Genomic DNA, 23,410 nt, shown 5'->3' on the forward strand with positions numbered 1-23,410 from the left:
GGTCCGGCAGTCGCCTGCAGGACGAAGCCTACTTTTCTGAGTCGTCCTCGTCGTCGCGCCCGTCGAGTTCCTCATCAAGCTCTTCCTTGCGGAACGCGGTTTCCGGGTCCGGCTGGCCTTCCTCAACGTATTCCTCGTCGATCTGGCGGTGGACTTTACTGTTCAGCACTTCCACTTCACCGTCAGCCAGCGAGTCAAGATCTTCGGGAAACGGATCTTCTGGGCCAAGGCGAGTCTTGTCGGTCATAGCCATACCCTACTTCATCTGCCTCTTCGGGCCAGGCCGGTTGTGCCCTCAGGTCGATGGCCGATTGAGCCGTTTCAGCACACCCCTGGGCACAAAGGGAGATATGTCGCCGCCCAACGAAGCAACCTCTTTGAGGAGCGTCGATGAGAGGTGGGTGTAGCTGTTTTCCGCTGGAATGAACACAGTCTCGACGCCGGTGAGCTGACGGTTCATGGTGGCCATCGGCAGCTCATAGTCAAAGTCCTGGCTGGAGCGCAGCCCCTTGACGATCAGGTTGGCGCCATGGGACCGGCAAAAGTCGGCGAGCAGTCCGTCCCCCATCGAGAGAACTGAAACACCCCGCAGGTACTGAAGCGTCTCGCGGGCGCTGTCGAGTCGTTCGTCAAGATCAAACCGGTAATTCTTGGCTGGATTATTCGATACCGCAACAATCACCTCATCGAAAAGGCTCGCGGCACGGGCAATGACCTCCACGTGACCGTTGTGGATGGGGTCAAAGGATCCGGGGCACACTGCGCGACGCATGCCTCGAATCTACAGGGCATTGCGGCGTGGCACACCAGAGCCAAACGTCAGGTCGGCAAAACCGTAATACTTGAGTCCATGAGTACAACAACTTCTGCACTGGTGACCGGCACCGCCGCAACTCCCACCCCCTGGCAACGGACGGCGTCGGGCGCCAACCTGTTGGCTGCTGATGGGCGACTGGGTGTGACAATCTTCGAGGAGATCACCATGCTGGCGGGGAAGCACGGGGCGATCAACCTGGGGCAGGGATTCCCTGACGAGGACGGGCCAGCCGAAATCCTTGAGGCAGCCCGGGCAGCGATTTCCGCAGGGGCCAACCAGTATGCGCCCGGCCAGGGTCTGCCAGTGCTCCGGGAGGCGATCGCGGCTCATCAGGAACGGTTCTACGGCCTGACGCCCGACCCCCACACCGAGACGATCGTCAGTACCGGCGCAACCGAGGGGATTGCGTCGGCGGTGCTGGCCCTGGCCGGGCCCGGCGACGAGGTTCTTACCTTTGAACCATTCTACGACTCCTATGGCGCGATCATCGGCCTGAGCGGGGCCACCCACACCACCGTGGCCCTGTCGGCGCCCGATTTCCAGCCCGATCTCGACGAGCTGGAGCGGGCAGTCTCCCCCTCGACCCGGATTATCCTGCTCAACAACCCCCACAACCCGACGGGAACCGTGTTCACCCGGGAGGTGCTGCAGAAGATTGTGGACCTCGCGGTGAAGCATGACGCCGTGATCGTCACCGATGAGGTCTACGAGCACCTCACCTTCGGTGTGGCGCATCTGCCCATCGCCTCGCTGCCGGGAGCCATGGACCGAACCCTGACCATCTCCTCGGCCGGCAAAACCTTCTCGGTGACCGGGTGGAAGATCGGTTGGATCACCGGGCCGCAGGAGCTCATTTCGGCGGTGCGGACCGTCAAGACCTTCCTTACCTACAGCTCAGGCACGCCGTTCCAGAGCGCCGTCGCCCACGGCCTGGGCCTGGATGACGGGTTCTTCCAGGCGACCGCGGCCACCCTGCAGACGAAACGGGACATCCTCAGCGCAGGGTTGAAAGCCGCAGGGTTTGATGTCTTCTCCCCGCAGGGGACCTACTTTGTGAACGTGGATACCGCGCCGCTGGGAATCAGCGACGCCACCGCGCTGGCACGACAGTTGCCGGAGCTGGTGGGGGTGGCCGCCATCCCCGTGGCGGTGTTCTGCCATCCCGACGGCGCAGCCCGCACCAGTTCGCTCCTGAGATTCGCGTTCTGCAAAAAAACCGAGGTCCTGCAGGAAGCCGCGGACCGGCTGGCTACGTTGAGCGCCCGGCTATGAAGGGTGTTGAGCTTGCTGCCGACGAGGACGGCTCGGTGCCTACCCTGCAACTGGCCGGAATTGGCGAGCTTGCCGAAATTGATGAGGATGCATTTACCGAGGGGGCATTCATTCTCAGTATTGGTGGCGCACAACAATCCCATGTGAATCTGCGGAATCCCGGGAACGTCTTTTATGAGTATTTGCGCCGGATCGCTAATGTGCTGGATATCTTCAAGCCGGCGGGCGAGCCCATCCGGGTGCTGCACCTGGGTGCGGGTGCGCTGACCCTGGCGCGGTATGTCCAGGCCAGGCGACCAGGTTCCGAGCAGACAGCTGTAGAACTTGAACGGGAGCTGCTGGACTTTGTACTGGAGCATCTACCCCTGCCGGAGGGCACCCGGTGTTCGATGGTGATCGATGACGCCCGCGCGGCCCTGGAGCGTTGTGAGCCCGGCTCCTTTGACGCAGTGGTGCTGGACGTATTTGCTGGTGCTGATGCGCCGGCCCATCTGACTGATGAAGCCTTCTATGATTCGCTCAGGGCGGCAGTCGCTCCAGGCGGCGTGGTCCTGGTAAATGTGGGCGATGATCCGCCGTTGACGTTTGCGCGTGCCCAGGCGCGGAGGTTGCGTGCCGCCGCCGACGACGTCGCGGTGCTGGCTGATGCAGGGATGATCAGTGGGCGGATGGCAGGGAACATTGTGCTGGTGGGGACCGGTTCAGCCTGGCCCGCCACCTGGTCGCCGTCGTTGGTGGCAGCCGGCCCGCATCCGGGAGTCGTGGTGACCGGACCTGAGTTCGCTGCCTTTTGTTCGGCACGGCAGTAGCCCCTCCGCGAGACCGCGGTGGGCCACGAAGTCCAGAGGACATGACAAACCGTAGCGCCAATACGAAAGCAATAAATGCGCTAATTTAATGTGCGCTATCGAAATACTTTTGTTGAGTGTTAATTCCTCCATTCAGCAGTACCGTTAGGGGAATAGATCGACGGATCCCCTAGGAGGAACCATGACAACCGAAGTTGCAAGCGTTTCCGATTGCAGTGTCCATTCCTGCTCCTTTAACCATGACGGCTGCACCGCCTTCGCGATTACGGTCGGTGGTAGCCGTGACCACGCGTCATGCTCCACCTTCATCGACACCTCAGCGACCGGCGGACTACCCATGGTCCTGGCCCACGTGGGTGCCTGCCAGCGGACCGAGTGCACGTTCAATAGCCACCTCATGTGCGGCAAGACCGATGTGAAGATCGGCAGCGGCGCTGACACCGCCGATTGCCTGTCCTACCAGCCACAGTAGGCCGCACGCTTCCCACGCCACGCCACGGTCGGATGCTGCGTTCCGAAGACCCGGTTGTCCTCTGTGACGACCGGGTCTTCGTGTGTCCAGGAAGCACGCGTGTCCAGGAAGTACAGGTGGCAGGAGGTGGACGACCGTTCGTCGGGAACCGGCATAACGGTTGTTGACTGACCACCGACGGGTGTCGATGAGAGATTTCGATGAGAACTCTCTCATAAGCGCCTCACGAACGTCTCATAGGCGGCTGGCTAGATAGAGAACCTGCAGCAGTTACATCACCGCAGGGAAAGATTGGTCACCGTCATGGAAACGCACTCGCCGCTAGGGCATTTCTCTCAGGAAGTTCCTGCACTCGACGTCGCTTCAGCGGACGTTGCGGCACAGGAACTCGACGCTCGAGGGCTTCCTGGAGAGGGAAACTCGTTGAAAGAGCTCCGGGTGGTGCTGTACTCACACGACTCCCAGGGCCTGGGTCATACCCGGCGGAATCTGGCTCTCGCCCACTCTCTGGCCGCCAACCTCCCCGGGCTGGCCAACCGCAAGGTCACCGGGCTGCTGGTCACCGGCGAGTCCCAGGCAACACGCTTTGACAGTCCGGATGGCTGGGACTGGGTGGTGCTCCCGGGGATTGCCAAGGGCAGCGACGGCTACGTTCCCCGCAACCTGGCGATTAACCAAAGCAAACTCATCCGGCTTCGTTCGCAGATCATGGAGGCCGTCCTCTCCGAGTTCCGGCCTCATCTGGTGGTTGTGGACCGGCACGCCTTCGGTGTGGACCGGGAGCTCATCTCGGCCCTGTCGGACCTGAAGAAGGCACGGCCCGGGTGCAAGGTGGTCCTTGGTCTCCGGGAAGTCCTCGACAGCCCCCAGGTGGCACGGCGGGAATGGAACGCGCTGGGGAACCTGGACAAGCTGCGTGGCTATTTCGATGAGCTGTGGGTCTACGGGGATCCCGTCATTCATGACCCGGTGGCATCCGGTGAAATTCCCGGCAAGCTCGCCTCGATGGTCCGCTATACCGGGTATCTGGCAACCGGCCGTCAGTCGAGGCGTCGCACCGGCTCCACAGCAAAGCCATACGTGCTGACCATGGCTGGCGGCGGATCCGATGGTCGTGCGATGCTGCTGGCTGCAGCCCAGGCGACAGTCCCCCACGGCTATGAACACCTGATTGTCACCGGTCCCCAGATGCCCAAGGAGGACCGCGTTGTGATCGAAAAGTCGGCGGCGCCCGGCACCCGGGTCATTTCGATGGTGCGTGACGGCCTCGCCGAGATGAGGGAAGCCTCGGCGATTGTGTCAATGGGCGGCTACAACTCGGTGTGCGAGATCATGAGCACCACCACCCCTGCGCTGGTGGTCCCCCGGGTTCATCCCCGGCGGGAGCAACTGATCCGCGCCGAATCCCTGGCTCGCCACGAGCTGATGGACATGTGCCACCCTGACCGGTTCACACCTGAGGTGCTCACCGACTGGTTCGACACCGTGGTCGGGGCGCCGTCGCCACGGCACAACGTGGACCTGAATGGTCTGCACACCGTTGGCGAGTTTGCCGCCGAGCTGCTCGGCTTCACGGTGCCAACGCCCCATGCTGACCTTCGCAGCGATTGGAAGAACCTTGCAGCCGTCTAGTGGTTCCCGCACCGGGTACATCCTGAAGATCTATCCCCGGTTCTCCGAGACCTTCATTGTCACCGAGATCCTCGCGCGGGAAGCCGCCGGGGACGAGCTGGAGATCTTTTCGCTCAGGCCTCCGATCGACCCCCGGTTCCATCCCGAGCTGGCCCGGGTCCAGGCTCCCGTCACGTATGTGTCGAAACCAGCCAAACTGGCTGATGGCTGGGCCATCATGGCAGCCGCCGGGGACGTGATTCCGGACTTTGCTGAACGGTTCGCCCGGCTGCTGCCTCAGCTGGCCGCCATGGACCCGGTGGAGGTTCACCAGGGCGTTGAGCTTGCGATGCTGCTGTGCCAGCGGGGAATCACCCACGTGCACGCCCACTTCGGGTCAATCGCCGCCCGCACGGCAAAGGTCTCGGCCGAGCTGACGGGCATTCCGTTCTCGTTTACCGCGCACGCCAAGGACATCTTCCACGAAGAGGTAGACCCGGAGGTACTCCGCGGACTGATCGGTGCCGCGCACCATGTGGTGACGGTGAGCGACTTCAACCTCAATTATCTGGGCGGGTTGTTTCCCGAACACCTGGGACGGGTCCATCGGATTTACAACGGTCTGGAGCTGGAACGGTTTCCCTTCGCCAGTCCCACCGCGCCCGGACCGGTGCTGCGGGTTGCCGCCGTCGGCCGGCTGGTGGAAAAGAAGGGTTTCAACCAGCTCATCGAGGCTGTCGCTGAGCTGGTCCACCGCGGCGTTGTCCTCGACGTCCGAATTGCCGGTGGCGGAGAGCTTCACGACCAGTTGTCTGACCAGATTGCCAGCCACGGGCTGGAGGCAACCGTCACTCTGCTGGGACCGCGGACCCAGGCCGAAGTGATAGAGCTGTTGCGGTGGGCCGATGTGTTCGCCGCCCCCTGCCTGGTGGGCACGGATGGCAACGCCGATGGTCTGCCCACCGTTCTGCTCGAAGCAATGGCGATGGGCGTGCCCTGCATCGCCAGTGATGTCACGGGGATCCCCGAGGTGATTTCCAACGGTGGCAGCGCACTGGACCCCGGTCTGCCCACCGGCGACGGCGTCCAGACCGGAATCCTGATCCGTTCCGGCGTGCTCGGCGACCTGGTTGATGCACTCCAGCGGGCGGGGTCAGCGGACTTCGATCGGCAGGCAGTGGCACTCGCCGCGCGCCGGGTGATTGACCAGTTCTTTGATTCGCACCGACAGTCCGTCAGGTTGCAGGAACTCGAAGCCGGCCTGCGTCCGGTCCACCAGATCGAGGAAGCGGTGGTCTACTCATGATTCGTCTTGCCTATCTCTGCGTTGACCCCGGGGTGCCGGTATTCGGCTCGAAGGGTGCCTCGGTGCACGTGCAGGAGATCATCCGCAGCTGGCGGTCCCTCGGCGCCGAGGTCACTGTGTACTGCACCCGGCCGGGAACCGACATCCCAGCGGACCTTGCCGACGTTCCGGTGGTGGTTCACCGCATCCCCAAGGGCGACGGTGCCGCCCGCGAACAGGCACAGGCAGCCGCTGCGGCCGAGTTGGCGGCGCGTGCCATCGCCGACGGCGCGACGGCGGTCTACGAGCGGTATTCCCTCTTCAGCGACGCCCTGGCCCGCGTCGCGTCAGCGCTGGCCATCCCAGGGTTCCTGGAGGTGAATGCCCCGCTGATCGATGAGCAGCGTATCCACCGGTCTCTCGTCGACGAAGAGAGAGCGCTCACGGCGCTGCAGCGCCAGGTTGCGGCAGCGTCCAGGACCGTGTGCGTCTCAGAACCGGTCGCCGCCTGGGTGAAGGAGCGGGTGGCGAACGAGTATGAGGCGAAGGTGCTGGTGGTGCCAAACGGGGTCAACGTTGACCGGATCCGGCCCACTGCCGAGGCGGCAGGCATCCCGATGGTGGTGTTCGTCGGGACGCTGAAGCCGTGGCACGGGGTGGAGACCCTGATCCGGGCCAAGGCTGTCGCGTCAACCGACTGGGCTCTCCGGATTGTGGGAGACGGTCCGGAGGGTGGGCAGCTGCGTGAACTCGCCGTCGCGCATGGCGCGGATGTCGAGTTCACGGGCGCCGTCACTCCCGAACTCATCCCTGCTGCGCTGGCTGGCTGTGCCCTGGCGGCGGCACCGTATCCGGAGATGGAGGACGCAAGCGACCAGTACTTTTCTCCGCTGAAAATCTACGAATACTGTGCCGCCGGTCTGCCCGTGGTGGCCTCGCGGGTGGGTCAGGTGCCCTCAATCATTGACGACGGCGTCACCGGGCTGCTGGTGGCTCCCTCGGATCCGGGAGCGCTGGCAGCCGCCATCGATGACCTTGCCGGTGCTCCGCTGGCCAGGTCAGCGATGTCCGACGCCGCGCGCAGCCTGGCCAACGATCATCACAGCTGGGACGGCGTGCTGGGGCGCATCACCGAGGGGATCCTGTCATGACCATCGAGAAGACGCCCCCAGTGATTGCTACTCCTCCCCCGGCGCCGGCAATCGTCAGGACCCCCAAGCCGGCAACGCCGCCAACCATCGGACCCAAAATGGCGCGCAGCCCGCTCCGGCGGACCATCAACATTGCGAAACCGCATCTGCGCAAACACCGCCTGCTGATGAGCGGCGGAGTGGTGGCGTTGCTCTTTGAGGTGATCTTCCGGGTGCTGGAACCCTGGCCGGTCAAGTTTGTGGTGGATGCGATTTCCCGCAGCCTGGGAGCCGATCTGGCCGGAACCGGCCCGTTAGCCACCGAAGGCCTTCTCCTCGCCTGTGGCGCTGGGCTGCTGGTGATCATTGGGATGCGGGCGCTGTGCAACTACCTCGCCACCGTGGCGTTTGCGTTGGCCGGCTCAAGGGTCGCGACGGAGCTGCGGGCCCGGGTCTTTGAGCACGTGCAGTCCCTGTCCACCCGGTATCACTCGTCGGCGCGGACCGGTGACACCATCCAGCGGTTGGTGGGCGACGTCGGCCGGCTCCAGGAGGTGGCGGTGAGCGCAGGGCTGCCGCTGATCGCCAACTGCATCACGCTGGTGGTGATGGGCGGGGTGATGTTCTGGCTTGATCCGCTGCTCGCCCTGGTGGTGGTCATTGCCTGTGCCAGTTTCCTGCTGCTGTCGAGGGTCAGCACCGGCAAGATCACCGTCGCGGCGCGCAGGACCCGGAAGGGCGAAGGTTCGCTGGCCAACACCGCCCAGGAGAGCCTGGGTGCTATCAGGGTGGTGCAGACCTACGGTCTGGAAAAGACCCTCTCCGATCGGTTCGGCAGCAGTAACCAGAAGACCCTCAGGGACGGAGTCCAGTCCAGGCGCCTTGCCGCGGCGTTGGAGCGTCGCACCGACGTCATTGTCGGCGTCGCCACCGCCGTCGTGCTGGCTGGCGGCGGGTGGAGGGTGGTGCAGGGGGCCATGACTCCCGGCGATCTGGTGCTGTTCCTGATGTACCTGAAAACCTCCATGAAGCCGCTGCGGGACCTGGCCAAGTACACGGGGCGGATTGCCCGCGCGACGGCGTCGGGCGAGCGGGTGGCCGACCTCCTGGATGAACGGGTGGACATTGTTGACGCCCCGAACGCCGTATCGCTTGGCAAGGTGTGGGGCGATGTGGAGTTCCGCAACATGACCGCTGCCTATGGTGACGGGCAACCGGTCCTGAAAAACCTGGACCTGGCGCTGGTGGGTGGGCGCAAGACAGCAATTGTGGGGCCGTCAGGATCGGGCAAGTCCACCCTGGTGTCGCTGATGGTGCGCATGATGGATCCGGTGTCGGGAACCGCGCACGTGGATGGCCACGATCTGCGGACGGTGACGCTCGAGTCGCTGCGGTCTAATATCAGCCTGGTACTGCAGGATGCGGTGCTGTTTACGGGCACCATCCGGGAGAACATCCGTTATGGCCGGGCTGACGCCACCGACGCCGAGGTGGAGCGGGCGGCGGTGCTGGCGAATGCCGACACGTTCATCTCCGGATTCGAGGATGGGTATGACACCCTGGTCGGCGAGCGCGGCGGAACCCTGTCCGGTGGGCAGCGGCAGCGGATCACCATTGCCCGGGCGTTGCTTCGTGATTCGCAGGTGGTGATCCTCGATGAGGTGACGACCGGGTTGGATCAGGCGTCCCGGGCCGAAGTCCTTGCTGGTCTGGCCACCCTGACGCAGGGACGCACCACCATCACGATCACCCATGAGGCGTCCGTAGCGCTCACCCACGATCGGGTGGTGTGGCTACAGGATGGGCAGATCCTTCTCGACGGGACCCCCGCTGAACTGATGACCCATCCGATGTTCGCCACCTGGGTTCGTCAACAACAGGCGGCCGATGAGGCGCAGCTCGCTGAGAAGACGGCTGGAGGCCGGGCATGAGGTCCACAGCTGTCCGGCCATCAGCAGCGGTTGAGTCGACGACAGCTGTTGACTCTTCGACGGTTGTTGATCCGACACTGTCTGTTAATCCGACGTCCGCTGTTGATCGAGCGGCGATGATTGATCCTATGACAGTTATCGATCCGACGGCGGCCGTTGATCCGACGCTGCCGGGTCTTGAAGAGTTCTTCGACAGCGACCGGCTCAGCGAGTTGCTGGGCCGTCCGGTGAGGGCTGACCGGCTGCGGCACAAACCCGGTACGTCCGCTGTGGCAAGAATTCGGGAAGCCGGTGGCGGGATAGGCTGGCTTGCTACCTACAGTCCTGAAGCTGCAGCAAAGCTTGAAAAAACGTTTAGCCGGTCGGTGGGCAGTGGGCTGGAAGTCCAGCACGTCGCGTTGCCGGACTACCCGGACCACAGCCTGGTGTCAGGGCCCATCGAACTGGATCACCGACTGTATCGGCCCATGCGGCCGTTTCGGCGCGACGGGTTCGGCTGGATCTTTGTTGACCGCTCGGTAGAGGTGCTCAACTACAACCCGCAGCGCAGGGTGGTGTTTGCGCTTCGCCATCGGGGTGAACGTCTGGTGTGCAAGCTCAGTGCGTCGACCCCACACGCGGATAGCGAGCTGTTGGCGAGGCTCGCGTCCCGGGGTGTCCCGGTATTGGAGACAGTCGACAGGTCGGGGCTGCCGACTTCGAGTCATGTGCAGTACTTCACGTGGTTCGGGTCCGGTGACCTCAGCACCGTGGGTACCAGCAACCAGTCCTCTCAGCTGGGAGCAGCTGCTCTCAGGGATACTGCCGGGGCCGGGGCCGATGCGGCTGCCGCGTCCTATGCGGCGGGCATGGCGTTGGCGTTGCTTCATCAGCAGCCCCCAGCCTTTGACACACACCGGTGGCGGGCGCCTGCCGGGTCACTGATCAAACTGGCGCGGGAGACATCGTCACTGCTTCCCGGGATTACCGACCGGCTGGAGCGGCTGCGTGTCGGATTGGAACCGCTATTGCGGCGTCCTGGCCGGGCAGCGCTCATCCACGGTGACTTTTCTGCCGACCAGGTGCTGGTGGATGGTAGCGACATCCGGCTGACGGATCTGGAGCGGTGTACCTATGGTGCAGGTGCCTCCGATCTGGGCAGCTTTGCCGCCGTCGAGATCCTCCACAATATGCCGCTGACGAGAGACACCGATGTGTTGGCGCTTCCCCGCACGGCGGCCATGCTGGACGGCTACAGCGCCGGCCCGACGGGCGCCACCGAGACAGAGGTCCTGGGGTGGACAATCTTTCACCTGCTCAACCGCCTGAGTGAGCCTTTTCGATCCTGTTCGCCCACCTGGCGGCAGGACATGGTGAACCAACTAGACCTGATGGAGAACATCCTGTGGTGACGACAATTCCTGCGACACTGACGGATCGTGCCGGCCGGCAGTTGACCGTCCATCGGGCATGGCCGCGGGACGGTGGTCGCCTCACCTTTGAGGCGATGGACACCGATGGTGGCCAGATCAGGGCCGGCACCATCGAGGTTGACGGAGTGGTGCGTTTGGCTCCGTTTGCTGAAGACCCGGTGCTGTCTGGTCTTCCCGGTGCTGCGGCGCTGGGTCAGTTGCTGGTCCACCGTTACAAGCGGCGCGCAGTGGTCCGCGATGATGCGGGATTCACCAAGCTGCTGGCTCCCGGAAAGGCCGAGGGTGTGGCAGTGGCCCACCGGTTGATGCGCACGTTGGCGCATCGGTCAGGGATGGTGGTGCCCGACGTCGTGGTGCAGCATCCGGACAGTGTCACGTTGACGGCGGTGCACGGCACCAGTTTGCACGAACTCGGGCAAGGGTCGACCGCAGGCAGGCCTGTGGACGGTGTTAGCTCACGAGACGGGAACGCGCCTTCAGACGGACCCGGACATGACGGCGGGACTGACACCTCCGCCGGGATTGGCATCCCGGCCGAAACTAGCACCTGGGACGGGGCTGACACCTGGGAAGGGGCTGGCACTTGGGAGAATGCTTGGCAGCAATGGGCTCAGCGGTGGCCCCGGCTGGCGGTTGCGCAGGACAGGTTTGAACCGGGCAGCGTCGGACCGGGCAGCATCGGACAAGGAAGCGTCGGACCGGGAAGCGTCGGACCGGGAAGCATCGCATTGCCCGCCCATACGGCGCGCGATGAGTGTCGCACCGTGGCCCGGTGGGTCAACCAGGTGCAGGAGTTCGAGGCATTGCCTGTTGCACCCGCCCGGCTCCAGCGGGCTTCGGCGCAGGTGGCTCGGCTGCTGATTTCTGGTGTGCCGCAGCAGGCAGTGTTGTCGCACCGTGATCTCCACGACAAGCAGTTGTTGTTCAATCCGGATTCGGGCGTCGTCGGGTTGATCGACTGCGACACGGTAGCTGTCGCTGAGCCAGCGCTCGACCTGGCGAATCTCCTGGTGCACGTCGATTTTCGCCGAGCACAGGGTGTCTATTCTGCTGCTGCGGCGCAAACGGCCGAACAGGCCGTTCTCACAGCGGCAGACGCTATCGGGGTGTCCGATCAACGGTTGGAAGCCTATGCGGCGGCGACAAAACTTCGACTAGCGTGCCTGTATGCGTTCAGGCCTCAGTACCGGGTGCTCGCTCACCAGTGGTTTGAAGGCCTCGAGATCAAACTCGCAGAAATAGCGGCGGCCCAGGCTTACTCCCCTGGCTGATCTCGTCTTTCTGGAATGGCTGGGTCAAGCTGAAGTGGACAGTCGTCGGCAGTTCCTGCTGGTCAGGCAGGTCGGGCCGGTCCTGCTGGTCAGGCTCACTGATGGTGTTGGCAAGGTGACTGATGGCGTTGGTCAGGCTGACCAATCTAGCCAGGCATTACTCTCTTGGCAGTTCCCTCGTTTGGTCTGGGCACATCAATTGGCTTCCCTGGAGGAAACGAGTCCCACATCTACGATGCAGGCGCTGTTGGTTCGGCGAACCACAGTTTAGTTTCGCCGTACTTCTTCTCAGCGAAGCGTTCCAGACCGACCGGCCAGTTTGGCTCCTGCGAGCGCGAAGAACGTTCGAGAACGACCACTGCACCCTCGGCCAGATGCGGAACCAGCGTGGCAAGAAGAGTGGTCAGCGATTCGTTTTCCACTGGATAGGGAGGATCCATGAGGACCAGATCCCACTGGTCCTCGGGGGTCACGCGATCAAGATAGGTTTCCACCTTGAGATGGTGGACCCGCACTGTCTGATGTTTGAGTGTCTTGTTAACCAGATCAGCATTGGATCGGCTGACTGCTGCTGCCTTGTCGGCCGACTCCACCAGGTCAACGACCTTCGCTCCCCGACTGGCGCTTTCCACGCCCAGGGAGCCTGAGCCAGCAAAAAGATCGAGCACCCTTGCATCGGCGATGACCTCGTAGGCGTCGAGACGCGAGAACAATGCCTCTTTGACTCGGTCAGTAGTGGGCCGTGTTGCTGTACCCGGGACACTGAATAACGGTATGCCTCCAGCGGCTCCGGCGATGATTCGACTCATGTTTCAACTGTATCGACATGAGGTGGGACATCGGGCCACCGACGGTCCTCTGCCGAAAGCAGCGGCACTATGACTCACCTCGGCAGGACTCACCCCGGTATAACCCATCAGGACATGACTCATCTTGGGTTGTCGCGATGGTTGGGTCGACCTATTCAGATTGCTCCTGGGTCCTGAAAGGCGCGGCCGTCCCTGATCATCGGTAGGCAGCTAGGAGGGTAGGCAGGCAGTACGGGGAGGACCAAAGCCCCTACCAAGTCGGGGCTTGCACTCGGACGATAGCCACATGACCAAATTGGATGCGCTTCCTGCTACGCCAGACCGTGGGTTCCACGAATACCTTCCCGGTGTGGGAATCAGCATGGGAGCTGGAGCCGGTGTCGTCATCGGCGTGGCGATTGCGGGCGGGCCCGGCATTGCGGTCGGCGCTGGCCTCGGGGCCGCGATCGGGTTGCTGGTGGGTGCCATAGCGAGGCTGATGTATAGACCATAAACGGTTTGGACCGACCAGTTATGGATGACAAACGAGTGCTTCCTATCCGCTCGTGTCCTCCAGCACCTCAACCATCAGCCGATGGAACTCGGTTGGCTGCTCCCATATAGGTCGATGCCCTGAGGTCTCAAACACCCGCAATTCCTTGGAGGGAGCACTCAGCATTCCGTACCATTCGAGCGCGAGGTCGGCACGACCGGGGGCTTCGTAACGCCCCTGCGCCAGGTACACGGGGATGTCGAGGCTCGTTACCTGTTCGCGAAAGTCGATCTCTTGTAGCTGCGGATAGAGCACTGAGAAGACGTCGAGGGTTGCGCCGAGGTTTCGGATCTTTTCGACATTGGAGTACTCCTCGACAAAAAGCCCTTCGGAGTTCTGACCTGATCCCTCGGCGTTTGGGGTGTGGTCGTACGGATGAACAAGTTGTTCGGAGCCGATCGCCGGTTCGTAGGCCCTAATGTCGGTGTAGGGCGGCGGACCGTTCGCCTCAAGCGTGGCCTCCAGCCCGACGTCGCCTGTGCTGCGCGCCCATTCCAACGCATCCTCATAGAAAATAATGTCAGTGGCCCGCTGACTCACCATCTGACCGATGCCAACGAAGGCCTGGTAGAGCTGTGGTTCACGATCCGCGAGGAGAACCCCGAGCGTTGATCCCCACGATTGTCCGACCAAGTAGATACGGTCCTGACCGAACCGTTGGCGAAGATACTCAGTGACGGCCAGAGCGTCGCTAATGGCGTTCTCAAGCGTCAGGGTTGTGGCCGGCTCGAACTGATCCATCGACTTGCCAGTACCTCGCTGGTCGAGGGTCGCGACGACAAAGTCCTCCTCCAGGGCCGACCCGTGGTTGCGCATCGCCCCCAATTCGGTTCCACCGGGGCCTCCAGCAAGGAACAGCAGGACCGGGTTCGTATCGCTACGTCCCCGGATCATGAGGTTCAGCTGATGATCCCCCACATTCACGCTTGCGAACTCGGCGACACTTCCCGGCAGCGGTGTGCCGTCGTCAGCCAGGATGGCGTCCGTGGTACCCGGCAACGCGACAAGGAAGCCAAGGAGAAGAACAAATACACCGGTAAGGGCCGTGAGTCCGCGAAGCAGGAATGTCCGCACCCGCCGAGAAGTTGAAACACTGGAATCTTGGCCTTTCCGCTGATCCCTTCGCCGCTCAAGGGCAGCACCGAGGATGGCGCCAAACATCATCGGGATCAGGATTAGAAGCCCATGGAATCCGCGGCCCGTAATGAACGCGACGATGCCGAATATCGAGGTGAGCTGAATTCCGTCCACGGTTGGGCCCTCCACGCCTGCGCGGACGAGCTCGAACGTCACTAAGAAAAGCACAGGCGCAAGAAGAACCGCCCACCGCGAGCGCAGGAGGACGCCGCTGGCAGCCCCGACCAGCAGACTTATCGCCACCGTTGCGACGGCTTCGACCTCCGTCAGGGGACCTCGAGGAGTCAGCCAACCGGCCACCACCCCGTACCCGACCGTTACAGCCACCGCGACTGCCAGTCTTATCCAGGGTCTAGTTAGGATGCCAATACGTCGGCTCGGCTCGGCCGGGTCGGACGGGGACGGCGAAGTAACAAGCTGCTCTTGTGACATATCCGTGTCTTCCTGGAGGGGAAATTCTCACTTGGAGACCACATCCCGTCAATCCAGAGTCGATGGCCCCCACTGATTCGAACACTTTCCATTCGACAGCCGGCACAGCCCACGGCACAGAGTCGAAGGTCCCGCAGCGCCGGGTAAGAGTCGGGATGTCCGCGCAGTTCCGAGAAAGCCGATCGCCGGTCGCAATCACACGACGAATGGCATGGCATGAGTTGGTTGCCCGGTGAAGCCGCCAGTGTGGAGTCAACGGGTGTGGAGTCCACAAGTATCGAGTCCACAAGTATCGAGTCCACAAGTGCCAATGCGAAAAGCCTCTGGTGGGCACGGGCTTGGCGAGTGGGCAGGGCTTCAACTCGTCAGCAATGGATTGTGACCCGGCGGCGGGTGGGGATGATCCCGGTGATAGTGGTTCTGTCGAGGTCTCTGCGTCGGATCGATATACCGGGGAGGAATGAACCATGGAATCCGGCTTTTCAGCTCGATTCTCCACTCCTCCTGGTGAAGAAGATGGTGATGCCTGCTGCACAACAAGACTCCGTTATCTACGGTGGTTGGGCCACCTCGACTCCACGGAATGACGTGATGCCCCTCGGTCCAGGGCGACGGCATCATGCAGTCCGGAAACGCGCATCCGCCATCCCGCGCTGTCAATGCCTTTCGAAGACTGGGAGGAAACAGCCGACGGGGATTCCCCACATCCAGAATCTGTCCTTCTGTTCCCAGCACCACCGGTAGAACATTCGCATCGCAGGCAATCCGACGAATCGCCCGAGCACTGATCAAACCGCCAAATGCTGCATGACCGGCTCGACCGACATCGGCCACCAAATCCTTATAATTGATGGTGACCAGTACCTGGGGCCTCATCCCTCCGGCGTCGGAAAGCTTGTTGCTGGCCAAAGCAATACGACAGGCACCTACCAAGCCATCCAGCAGCTGCTGCGCCCATGTCGACCGATCAAGTTCATCCTCTGGAGCGTTCCCTGCTCCTGGCGTCGGTGAATCTTTTTGGACACCACCCAGCTTTTCGGCTTCGGCGGTTGATAGTCCTGCCCTGGCCCGTGGATTGGTGGCTGAATACATCACCGTGATCAGGTCTTCGAACTGATCGTCGGTCGCCGAGATCTCCATGAAGCGCAGACCATGACGCTTACCCCTTAGGAAGACTCCCTGCCGTGCTCGCAGAACCTCCTCAGTCGGCTCAGAACCATCAGGATTGAGCAAACTTTCCCACCGCTGGATCAGTACCCTGAGCACGTCCACATCCGACAGGACTGCCTGCCGAGTCAAAGTGGCTTCCATCTCATCCAGGTTTTTGGACGAAGCAAAGGGCCTGACTCTCTCCATCGCCGCACTGATTAGGGTGGCAGCCTGGCTACTGACTTCCGATCGAGCAATCGCAGCTCCCAGGTGTTCCAGCCGCGGAGCAAGCGGCTGACCATTCAACTGGACCGTGGGCAAGACCTGGCTGGATACACGGATCCGCCTCTTCGCGTCGCTTTTGCTGATTCGCAAAGTGTTCCGAAGATACTCGGCGTTGTCTCTGCACCCCGTCCGGTTCAGGGATCCCGTGGAGGAATCGCCGTCGGACACCCCAAGACTTAGCCGCTGATCGGATTCGCCAACAACTGCCACATTCTGATGTTCCACCGCATGTGCGGCAATCAGCTGGAGTTGCTCCGCAGTTCTGGCGAGCTGTTCGATAGCCACCGCGGTTTCTGCGAGTTTGCGGGTAGGCATCACCATGCTCTCCGAACGAAACGAGTCAGCGATCCCCGCAAGCTCGGTGTTCAGCCAAACTAGATACCGAGGAGTATCGGTCTGCGGCTCGAACGGGCTGATTGCCATGATCAATTCTATCGAACATACGTTCGAATATGCGAGCGATACGTGGCATTGTGGAGGAGTAGTCAGGCTTCATTTTCTTCCACCCACCCGAAGTTATCCACAATCTTCATGAGGGTGCTTCAATCGTGGTGAATCGGGCGCGCAGCACACTGACGCCGAACATCACCCAGCCGACGCCCGCCGCAAAATGAGCGAAGCCGCCATAGATTCTGTAGCCACTGATGGAGTCTGTGAGCGCGGTCGGTACCAGTGCCCATGCGAAGGCGATCCCGAGGACAGGTCCAACGAACAGCAAAAGGTAACGGCTAGGCTTGCTAATTTGCGAGTCGCTCTGTACTCCCGATGCCAGAACAATCAGTCCAACCGCAGCGACGGGGACGAAGAACGGCGGCCCCAGAGCTTGGATTGCAAGATCAGCCAATGCCGGAACGATTAACCCGATCAACAGCAATACGTATCCGAGCCGTGCCAGCCGACCAGTTGTGAATGCTAGGCATGATGAAAGAAGAATTAGGCCTGTCGCTATGAGCAGATTCGGAATGCTCCCCAACAACATCCCCCAAAACAGCGTCGATAACCCCAAAGCAGAACCGTCCTCGTTGAAGGAGGTTGCTCCATGTAGCGTCGTAAAAATTAACCACAGGGTCACCATGAGCAAGCCACCCACGACTGTCAACAGGCTTCCCAATTGAATTCGTACGGAGGTACTGGCCGTGCTCATGTCGTCAACAATAGACCTGCCAGCCAAGGCTAGCCCCGCTCCAGGAACGCTTCCTTCTCGGGATTCAGGTACAGATCCATTGCCTCGGCAAGGTCTGGATGATCCACGAGATCGAGATCGTCAGCCACGATCTGCTGAGCATCTTCGCGTGCTTTCTCGATAATCTTCACGTCTTTGACTACCCGCAGGAACTTCAACGCCGACCGTCCGCCGGACTGTGATGCACCCAGAATGTTGCCTTCGCGCCTGAGCTCAAGATCTTTCTGTGACAGTTCGAAGCCGTCGGTAGTCGAGGCGACAGCCGCCAGTCTCTCCCTGCTGGGATGCTCGGGGTCGAGCTGTGTCACCAGCAGACAGGTTCCGGGATGCCCGCCCCGACCTACTCGGCCCCTCAGCTGATGCAGCTGGGAAATACCAAACCGGTCCGCATCCATGATGACCATCAGCGTGGCATTGGGAACGTCCACACCGACCTCGATCACCGTGGTGGATACCAGGAGTTGGATACTGCCGTCATTGAAGCGGGCCATGGTGGCGCTCTTCTCGGCGGGATCCAGACGTCCATGCAGCATTCCCATCGATACGCCCCGCAACGAGGGCACGTCTTGGAGTGTCTCGAACAACTCGTTGACCGACGTCAATTCCTGCTGAGGACCCCGGTTATCCGACAGCGCGTCCGGCGAGTAGAGCTCCAGCGCCGTGGAGTCCTCTTCCTGGTCGCCAATCTTGGGACACACCACGTACACCTGACGTCCGGCGTCGATCTCCTCCCTGGCCCGCGCCCAGATGCGCTCAATCCAGTCGGGATGTTCGGTGAGACCTACCTGATGGGTAGTGATCGGTGCCCTGCCGGCGGGCAGCTCGGTCAAGGTCGACACGTCCAGGTCACCGAACACCGTCATCGCGACCGTCCGGGGAATGGGGGTCGCGGTCATCACCAGCACGTGCGGCGAATTGGTGGCCTTGGATCGCAACACGTCGCGTTGCTCGACGCCGAATCGGTGCTGTTCATCCACCACGATGAGCCCGAGGTCGAAGAAGCTCACATTCTCGGACAGCAGGGCATGGGTCCCGATCACAATCCCGGCCTCGCCCGTCGCCGCGTCCAGCATTGCCTGTTTACGCTGCGCGGTGGACATGGAGCCGGTCAGCAGGACCACTTTGGTGCCATCGGCGGCTCCCCCCAGCATCCCTCCCATGGCCAGCGGCCCCAGCGTCCGGGTGATGGATTGCAGATGCTGTGCAGCCAGAACCTCGGTCGGCGCTAACAGTGCAGCCTGACCACCGGCGTCGATCACCTGCAGCATCGCCCGCAGCGCGACCAACGTCTTACCGGAGCCCACTTCACCCTGCAGGAGCCGGTTCATCGGATGGGAAGAGGACAGGTCCTCGGTCAGGGTCTCCCCTATAACCTTCTGTCCGTCGGTGAGGGTGAAGGGCAGCTGGGAGTCGAACTGGTCCAGCAGTCCGCCCGACCGTGGCCGGCGCGACGTTGCCTCTTCCAGTGAGGTGAGCGCCCGACGTCGGGCCAGTGCAGTCTGCAAGACCAGCGCCTCCTGATAGCGGAAGCGGTGTTTGGCCCGGTAGGTGTCTTCGATCGCGTGGGGACGATGGATCAGCTCATAGGCCTGGGTGATATTCATCAGCTTGTCGCGGCGCGCAATGTCCGGCGGCACTGGATCGTTGAACTGAGAATGCACCAGCCTGTCGAGCAGCGTTCCGACGGCCTTCTTGATGGTTTCGCTGGGAACCTTCGCCGACGCCGGGTACACCGGCAGGGGCGCCTCGAGGAGATCGGGGTCGACGGGTCCGTCGTCGTCGAGCAATGAATAAATGGGGTTGGTAAGGGTCAGCCGGTGCCGATATTCAGTCACCTTGCCGGAGAACATGGCGTGGACGCCGGGACGCAGGTCCCTTGCGGCCTGGCGACCATTAAAGAAGGAGAGGCTGAGCCTGCCGAGCTGGCCTCCGGTGTCGTCGGTGATCACTACCTCGCACAAAGATCCCTTACGGGCCCGCATCTGCCTCAGGTTTGCGGATTGCACCCGTGCAATCAGTGTCACGTCTTCGCCCAATGGCACAGAGCTCACGGGAGTGAGCTCACCGCGCTCAAAATAGGCGCGCGGGAAGTGGTTGAGCAGATGGCTAAAGGTGTGAAGGTTGAGGGTCTCGGCAAAGGCTTTGACCTTGGCCTTGGGACTGACAACCCCATCGAGGGGAGAGTTGAGTTCCCCGGTCGTTGGACTATCCACTGGCCTCTTGGACTTCGCTGTACAGGGGCGTGTCGCCGAGCCGTGGGGAAGCAAGCTGAGTCACCGAGACATTGATGGGACTTCCGGCTTCCTGGATGAGTTTCAGTGCAGGCTCAGGAGTGGGCACATGGACGTGGATCCGCCACCGGTAGCCCTCTTCGACCTCGGTGACTGCGCTCATGATGACCGAATCACCGAGCTCGTCCAGGTGCAGCCGCAGGGTTGCGGCGCCGAGGGGGCTGAGATTGATGGTGCACATGACCTCCACACCCTCGGCGTCGCCGCCGTTGTGGATGTGGGGTGCCTGGATGTCGTAGCCGTGAAGTCCGTCGAGGAGCTCGTCCTGGAGTTCCTCGCCGAGCGATGCGGCGCGCAGCGCATCAAGGATGAGCAGGAACCCCACTCCCCCAGCGTCCACCACCTTGGCCTGGGTCAGCACACCGAGTTGGCTCTCGGTATGGACGACTGCTATAAGGGCTGCCTCAACGGCTGCCTGAAGGGTCAGGGCGAGGGCGTGGTTACTGTCGTCGCCGTTCTGGGCACCGTCGACGACGGCGGCTCCACGGGCTGTCGCTTCGAGTACTGAAAGCATGGTGCCAGGAACCGGATCACTGAGCGCAGACCAGCTGCGGATCTGTGCGCGTTGCAGCGCCGTGGCGAGCAGCGGGCCGGAAAGCCGCATGTGGTGGTGTAATGGCTCGGCGATTGCCGAGAGGAAAACCGCGAACAGAGTGCCGGAGTTTCCTCTGGCGTCCTCCATAGCGGCCTGGCCGGCGATCTTCAGGAGTTCGCCGAGGTCCGTGGTGTCTGCCGCGTTGGCGGCCTGGGACGCGGCGCGGACGGTGAGGTAGAGGTTGGTGCCGGTATCGCCGTCGGCCACGGGAAAAATGTTGATGGCGTTAAGCCGGTCGCTGTGGTTACCCAGGGACTCTTCGGCCTTGCTCAACCATCGCTTCATCGCAGTCGCGTTAGCGGTGATTTTCGTCTGCAAAGTGATCCCATCCCACGTAGGCATGTGACTGCGGCGCTGCGGTCACTCCGGGCAATCCGGCACATACCGAGCCTACCGCAGTGCGCTCTACAGGGTGAGAGCGAACCCAGGTATTGGTGGCGACATGCCACCCTGGCTGCACTCACCGTACCTTGGGCGGTAACACCTAGCGGGAACATCGTGCCGCTGCAGTAGGCTGTAATGCAGAACTCGACCCCATCGAACCTGAGGATGCTCTTGCCTGTCATCATGCCGATCTACGGAACACGACCCGAAGCTATCAAGATGGCTCCAATTGTTGCGGCACTGAAGGATGCCGACGATTTCGATTGTGTCGTCACTGTCACCGGGCAGCACCGTGCCATGCTCGATCAGGTGAACGACCTCTTCGGTATTGTTCCTGATTTCGATCTGAATATTCTCCAGCAGCGGCAAACCCTCTCCTCGATCATGACCAAGACCATCGACGGCTTGGACCGCTTGTTTGAGCAGTCCAAGCCCGACGCCGTCATCGTCCAGGGAGACACGACCACGTCAACCGCCGCCGCAATCGCAGCCTTCTACCACGGTATCCCCGTGGTCCACGTGGAAGCCGGCCTTCGCTCCGGCGACCTGTTCTCCCCTTTCCCGGAGGAGGCAAACCGAAAGATCACTTCCCAGATCGCCAGCCTCCATCTGGCCCCGACGACTACCAGCCGGGACAATCTGCTGGCAGAGAATGTCTCTCCGGCGTCGATCGTTGTCACAGGGAACACGGTGATTGATGCCCTTCTGGAGACGGTGAAAAAACAGGTGCCATTCACTGACCCTCAGCTGGAGGACCTGGCGCATTCCGCCCGGAAAATCCTGCTCGTTACGACACACCGGCGTGAAAACCAGGGAGACGGGATGCGCGGAATCGGGCGCGCGATCGCCCGGATCGCGTCGGCTGAACCGGATCTGGTTATTGTCTTACCGGTGCATAAGAACCCGGCGGTCCGTGAAGCCGTCCTGCCCGCCCTCGAGGGGCTGTCAAACATTGTGGTCACAGAGCCGCTGGCGTATGGAGAATTTACCCGTCTTCTCTCACTGGCACATGTTGTCCTGACAGACTCTGGCGGAGTTCAGGAAGAAGCTCCAAGCTTGGGCAAGCCAGTCCTCGTAATGCGAGACAACACCGAACGGCCCGAGGCTGTTGGAGCAGGAACCGTTAAACTCATCGGGACTGACGAGGAACGAATCGTCGTTGAAGTTGATCGGCTTCTCAACAATGCCGACAGCTTCTCTGCAATGGCGAACGCAGTCAATCCGTACGGGGACGGCCTCGCCGCCTCTCGCTCGGTAGCCGCTATCGCAGAACTTCTGAAAGTAGGCTCCCGCACACCGGATTTTGTTGAATCCGCGTCGTAAACTTAGACGATTCTTGAACGGTCACTAAAATGGCTCATCGTAATTGAGGGTGTAGGTGGGGTCTGAAGCCGCCTGATTCGAGCAGGCTGCGGGCGATGTAATTGGTGAGGTTACGGAAGCCGAGGGCCGAGCCGCGGAGGTGCTCGAGGCGGCCATTGATCGCCTCCGTGGGCCCGTTGGAGATGCCGGGGCGGTCGAAGAACGCGAGCACATCGACGGCGCGTTGCTTCAGGGTCCGGCCAAGCCTGCGGATCTCGACCAGGGCGGCGGGCACGCCGTTGGTGACCGCGCCGATCACGGCCTGCATCAGCTCCTTACCCTTCGTCTTATTCGGTTCCCGGTAGGCGGCGACGATCCGCTGATAGATCCCCCACGTCGCTTCCACCTGGACGTGCTCCTCGGACGCGAAGACAGCTGTCAGGCGCGCGTTCTGCTTCTCCGTCAGCAGGTCCGCGCCGGTATGCAGGGTCCGCCTGGCCCGATAGAGCGGGTCGCCGGCCCTGCCGCGATGCCCGGTGGTGGCTTGTTGGACGCGTTGCCGGCATCGGTCCAGCCCGTCCCCGGCGAGGCGGACGACGTGGAAGGGGTCCATGACCGGAACCGCGTCCGGGAGCTCCTCGGAGGTTGCGGTCTTGAACCCGGTGAACCCATCCATCGCGACGACCTCGATGCCGTCCCGCCACGCTTGGGGGCGGTCGTGGAGCCAGTCCTTGAACACCTGCTTGGAGCGTCCTTCGACCATGTCCAGCAGTCGCGCCGGGCCTGTCTTGTCGGCTCTTCGCGGTTCGTGGTGATTTCCGCTGCTGAGGAGATGTTCAGGCCGCTGTTCTAGCGGCGCTTCTCAATAGGATACGGGCTTGGTGTCATAGCCTCGTAGCAACAAACATTGTTGGGTAGAGGGAGTTGCTGGTGGCGCGGAGGTTGTTGACGTTTGCTGATCGGGCGGACATTTCGGTGGGGATTCGGGCGGGCCATACGGACCGTCAGATCGGGACGGAGATCGGTCGTGACCATACGATCGTGTGGCGGGAGCGGCTCCGGAACTCCACGAAGACCCGCGGCTACAAACCCGTGGCCGCGGACTGTAAGGCCGAGGATCGTCGGAAGCGTCCGCAGATACGCAAGATCGACGCGGACCCGGTCGTTCTGGCCCGGGTGAAAGCTGACCTCTTCCGGTCTCGGACCCCGCGTCAGATCGCTGGGCGTTTGCTTTTGGAGGCCACGGACTCCAGCGTTGAACCCATGGTCAAATCCCCCGACGCCCAAGGCCGGACCGTGTC

19 protein-coding genes and 2 pseudogenes are annotated in these 23,410 nt (G+C 62.1%); 12 read left to right on the forward strand and 9 right to left on the reverse strand.

Annotated elements, in window-relative coordinates; genetic code table 11:
- Positions 1-28 precede the first annotated feature (28 nt).
- On the reverse strand, positions 29-247 hold the full coding sequence (locus IWX64_RS07820) for a hypothetical protein (RefSeq protein ID WP_196866572.1): 219 nt from the start codon (positions 245-247) through the stop codon (positions 29-31).
- Between the two features lie 48 nt (positions 248-295).
- A complete protein-coding gene (gene coaD / locus IWX64_RS07825) occupies positions 296-772 on the reverse strand; it encodes a pantetheine-phosphate adenylyltransferase (protein ID WP_196866573.1) in 477 nt (158 codons plus the stop codon).
- A 78-nt stretch (positions 773-850) separates the two neighbouring features.
- Here coaD and IWX64_RS07830 point away from each other — a divergent pair, with 78 nt between their 5' ends.
- From IWX64_RS07830 to IWX64_RS07870, 9 genes are all read left to right on the forward strand, one after another.
- Positions 851-2,089: an aminotransferase class I/II-fold pyridoxal phosphate-dependent enzyme gene (locus IWX64_RS07830; RefSeq protein ID WP_196866574.1), complete on the forward strand. Its 1,239-nt coding sequence runs from the start codon at positions 851-853 to the stop codon at positions 2,087-2,089.
- Positions 2,086-2,898: a spermidine synthase gene (locus tag IWX64_RS07835; RefSeq protein ID WP_196866575.1), complete on the forward strand. Its 813-nt coding sequence runs from the start codon at positions 2,086-2,088 to the stop codon at positions 2,896-2,898. The genes IWX64_RS07830 and IWX64_RS07835 overlap by 4 nt, the downstream gene beginning before the upstream one ends.
- 181 nt (positions 2,899-3,079) lie before the next feature.
- Positions 3,080-3,370 (forward strand): DUF1540 domain-containing protein, encoded by a 291-nt coding sequence (locus tag IWX64_RS07840; protein WP_196866576.1) that lies wholly within the window; start codon positions 3,080-3,082, stop codon positions 3,368-3,370.
- A 303-nt stretch (positions 3,371-3,673) separates the two neighbouring features.
- Positions 3,674-5,002 carry a glycosyltransferase family protein gene (locus IWX64_RS07845; protein ID WP_196866577.1) on the forward strand — a complete coding sequence of 443 codons (1,329 nt, stop codon included), beginning with the start codon at positions 3,674-3,676 and terminating at the stop codon, positions 5,000-5,002.
- Positions 4,989-6,287: a glycosyltransferase family 4 protein gene (locus IWX64_RS07850; protein ID WP_334683205.1), complete on the forward strand. Its 1,299-nt coding sequence runs from the start codon at positions 4,989-4,991 to the stop codon at positions 6,285-6,287. Before IWX64_RS07845 ends, IWX64_RS07850 begins: the two co-directional genes overlap by 14 nt.
- Positions 6,284-7,417: a glycosyltransferase family 4 protein gene (locus IWX64_RS07855; RefSeq protein ID WP_196866579.1), complete on the forward strand. Its 1,134-nt coding sequence runs from the start codon at positions 6,284-6,286 to the stop codon at positions 7,415-7,417. Before IWX64_RS07850 ends, IWX64_RS07855 begins: the two co-directional genes overlap by 4 nt.
- Complete coding sequence (locus IWX64_RS07860) at positions 7,414-9,327, forward strand: ABC transporter ATP-binding protein (RefSeq protein WP_334683206.1); 1,914 nt, start codon at positions 7,414-7,416, stop codon at positions 9,325-9,327. The genes IWX64_RS07855 and IWX64_RS07860 overlap by 4 nt, the downstream gene beginning before the upstream one ends.
- Before the next feature lie 128 nt (positions 9,328-9,455).
- A complete protein-coding gene (locus tag IWX64_RS07865) occupies positions 9,456-10,718 on the forward strand; it encodes a phosphotransferase family protein (RefSeq protein WP_196866580.1) in 1,263 nt (420 codons plus the stop codon).
- Positions 10,715-12,010, forward strand: a complete 1,296-nt coding sequence (locus tag IWX64_RS07870) for a phosphotransferase (protein ID WP_196866581.1) — start codon at positions 10,715-10,717, stop codon at positions 12,008-12,010. Before IWX64_RS07865 ends, IWX64_RS07870 begins: the two co-directional genes overlap by 4 nt.
- Before the next feature lie 230 nt (positions 12,011-12,240).
- On the opposite strand, the gene rsmD is transcribed toward IWX64_RS07870, so the two are convergent.
- Positions 12,241-12,819: a 16S rRNA (guanine(966)-N(2))-methyltransferase RsmD gene (rsmD, locus tag IWX64_RS07875; protein ID WP_196866582.1), complete on the reverse strand. Its 579-nt coding sequence runs from the start codon at positions 12,817-12,819 to the stop codon at positions 12,241-12,243.
- 286 nt (positions 12,820-13,105) lie between these two features.
- Between rsmD and IWX64_RS07880 the strand changes: the two genes are divergently transcribed.
- Positions 13,106-13,312, forward strand: coding sequence for a hypothetical protein (locus IWX64_RS07880; protein WP_196866583.1), 207 nt, complete (start codon positions 13,106-13,108; stop codon positions 13,310-13,312).
- A 42-nt stretch (positions 13,313-13,354) separates the two neighbouring features.
- Here the strand turns inward: IWX64_RS07880 and IWX64_RS07885 are convergent, their stop codons facing one another.
- The 5 genes from IWX64_RS07885 to IWX64_RS07905 form a co-directional block, all read right to left on the reverse strand.
- On the reverse strand, positions 13,355-14,602 hold the full coding sequence (locus tag IWX64_RS07885) for an alpha/beta fold hydrolase (protein WP_334683207.1): 1,248 nt from the start codon (positions 14,600-14,602) through the stop codon (positions 13,355-13,357).
- 675 nt (positions 14,603-15,277) lie between these two features.
- Positions 15,278-16,777, reverse strand: coding sequence for an HNH endonuclease signature motif containing protein (locus IWX64_RS07890; RefSeq protein ID WP_196866585.1), 1,500 nt, complete (start codon positions 16,775-16,777; stop codon positions 15,278-15,280).
- A 106-nt stretch (positions 16,778-16,883) separates the two neighbouring features.
- Positions 16,884-17,498 carry a hypothetical protein gene (locus IWX64_RS07895; RefSeq protein ID WP_196866586.1) on the reverse strand — a complete coding sequence of 205 codons (615 nt, stop codon included), beginning with the start codon at positions 17,496-17,498 and terminating at the stop codon, positions 16,884-16,886.
- A gap of 29 nt (positions 17,499-17,527) precedes the next feature.
- Complete coding sequence (locus IWX64_RS07900) at positions 17,528-19,750, reverse strand: ATP-dependent DNA helicase RecG (protein WP_196866587.1); 2,223 nt, start codon at positions 19,748-19,750, stop codon at positions 17,528-17,530.
- Positions 19,743-20,708, reverse strand: coding sequence for a DAK2 domain-containing protein (locus tag IWX64_RS07905; protein WP_196866588.1), 966 nt, complete (start codon positions 20,706-20,708; stop codon positions 19,743-19,745). The genes IWX64_RS07900 and IWX64_RS07905 overlap by 8 nt, the downstream gene beginning before the upstream one ends.
- 234 nt (positions 20,709-20,942) lie before the next feature.
- Between IWX64_RS07905 and wecB the strand changes: the two genes are divergently transcribed.
- On the forward strand, positions 20,943-22,130 hold the full coding sequence (gene wecB / locus IWX64_RS07910; protein ID WP_442859041.1) for a non-hydrolyzing UDP-N-acetylglucosamine 2-epimerase: 1,188 nt from the start codon (positions 20,943-20,945) through the stop codon (positions 22,128-22,130).
- Between the two features lie 34 nt (positions 22,131-22,164).
- Here wecB and IWX64_RS07915 read toward each other — a convergent pair.
- A pseudogene (locus IWX64_RS07915) lies at positions 22,165-22,902 on the reverse strand (ISL3 family transposase); the annotation flags it as partial.
- Between the two features lie 137 nt (positions 22,903-23,039).
- On the opposite strand from IWX64_RS07915, the pseudogene IWX64_RS07920 reads away from it, so the two are divergent.
- Positions 23,040-23,410 (forward strand): annotated as a pseudogene (locus IWX64_RS07920) (helix-turn-helix domain-containing protein); the annotation flags it as partial.

Origin of the sequence: Arthrobacter sp. CAN_A212 (genome assembly GCF_015752345.1) — a bacterium.
Lineage (GTDB): Bacteria > Actinomycetota > Actinomycetes > Actinomycetales > Micrococcaceae > Arthrobacter_D.

Excerpts from the sequence above, each read along its gene's own strand:
- IWX64_RS07820 (WP_196866572.1), bottom strand. The coding sequence starts at position 247 with ATGACCGACAAGACTCGCCTTGGCCCAGAAGATCCGTTTCCCGAAGAT.
- coaD (WP_196866573.1), bottom strand. The coding sequence starts at position 772 with ATGCGTCGCGCAGTGTGCCCCGGATCCTTTGACCCCATCCACAACGGT.
- IWX64_RS07830 (WP_196866574.1), top strand. The coding sequence starts at position 851 with ATGAGTACAACAACTTCTGCACTGGTGACCGGCACCGCCGCAACTCCC.
- IWX64_RS07835 (WP_196866575.1), top strand. The coding sequence starts at position 2,086 with ATGAAGGGTGTTGAGCTTGCTGCCGACGAGGACGGCTCGGTGCCTACC.
- IWX64_RS07840 (WP_196866576.1), top strand. The coding sequence starts at position 3,080 with ATGACAACCGAAGTTGCAAGCGTTTCCGATTGCAGTGTCCATTCCTGC.
- IWX64_RS07845 (WP_196866577.1), top strand. The coding sequence starts at position 3,674 with ATGGAAACGCACTCGCCGCTAGGGCATTTCTCTCAGGAAGTTCCTGCA.
- IWX64_RS07855 (WP_196866579.1), top strand. The coding sequence starts at position 6,284 with ATGATTCGTCTTGCCTATCTCTGCGTTGACCCCGGGGTGCCGGTATTC.
- IWX64_RS07860 (WP_334683206.1), top strand. The coding sequence starts at position 7,414 with ATGACCATCGAGAAGACGCCCCCAGTGATTGCTACTCCTCCCCCGGCG.
- IWX64_RS07865 (WP_196866580.1), top strand. The coding sequence starts at position 9,456 with ATGACAGTTATCGATCCGACGGCGGCCGTTGATCCGACGCTGCCGGGT.
- rsmD (WP_196866582.1), bottom strand. The coding sequence starts at position 12,819 with ATGAGTCGAATCATCGCCGGAGCCGCTGGAGGCATACCGTTATTCAGT.
- IWX64_RS07880 (WP_196866583.1), top strand. The coding sequence starts at position 13,106 with ATGACCAAATTGGATGCGCTTCCTGCTACGCCAGACCGTGGGTTCCAC.
- IWX64_RS07890 (WP_196866585.1), bottom strand. The coding sequence starts at position 16,777 with ATGGCAATCAGCCCGTTCGAGCCGCAGACCGATACTCCTCGGTATCTA.
- IWX64_RS07895 (WP_196866586.1), bottom strand. The coding sequence starts at position 17,498 with ATGAGCACGGCCAGTACCTCCGTACGAATTCAATTGGGAAGCCTGTTG.
- IWX64_RS07905 (WP_196866588.1), bottom strand. The coding sequence starts at position 20,708 with ATGAAGCGATGGTTGAGCAAGGCCGAAGAGTCCCTGGGTAACCACAGC.
- wecB (WP_442859041.1), top strand. The coding sequence starts at position 20,943 with ATGCAGAACTCGACCCCATCGAACCTGAGGATGCTCTTGCCTGTCATC.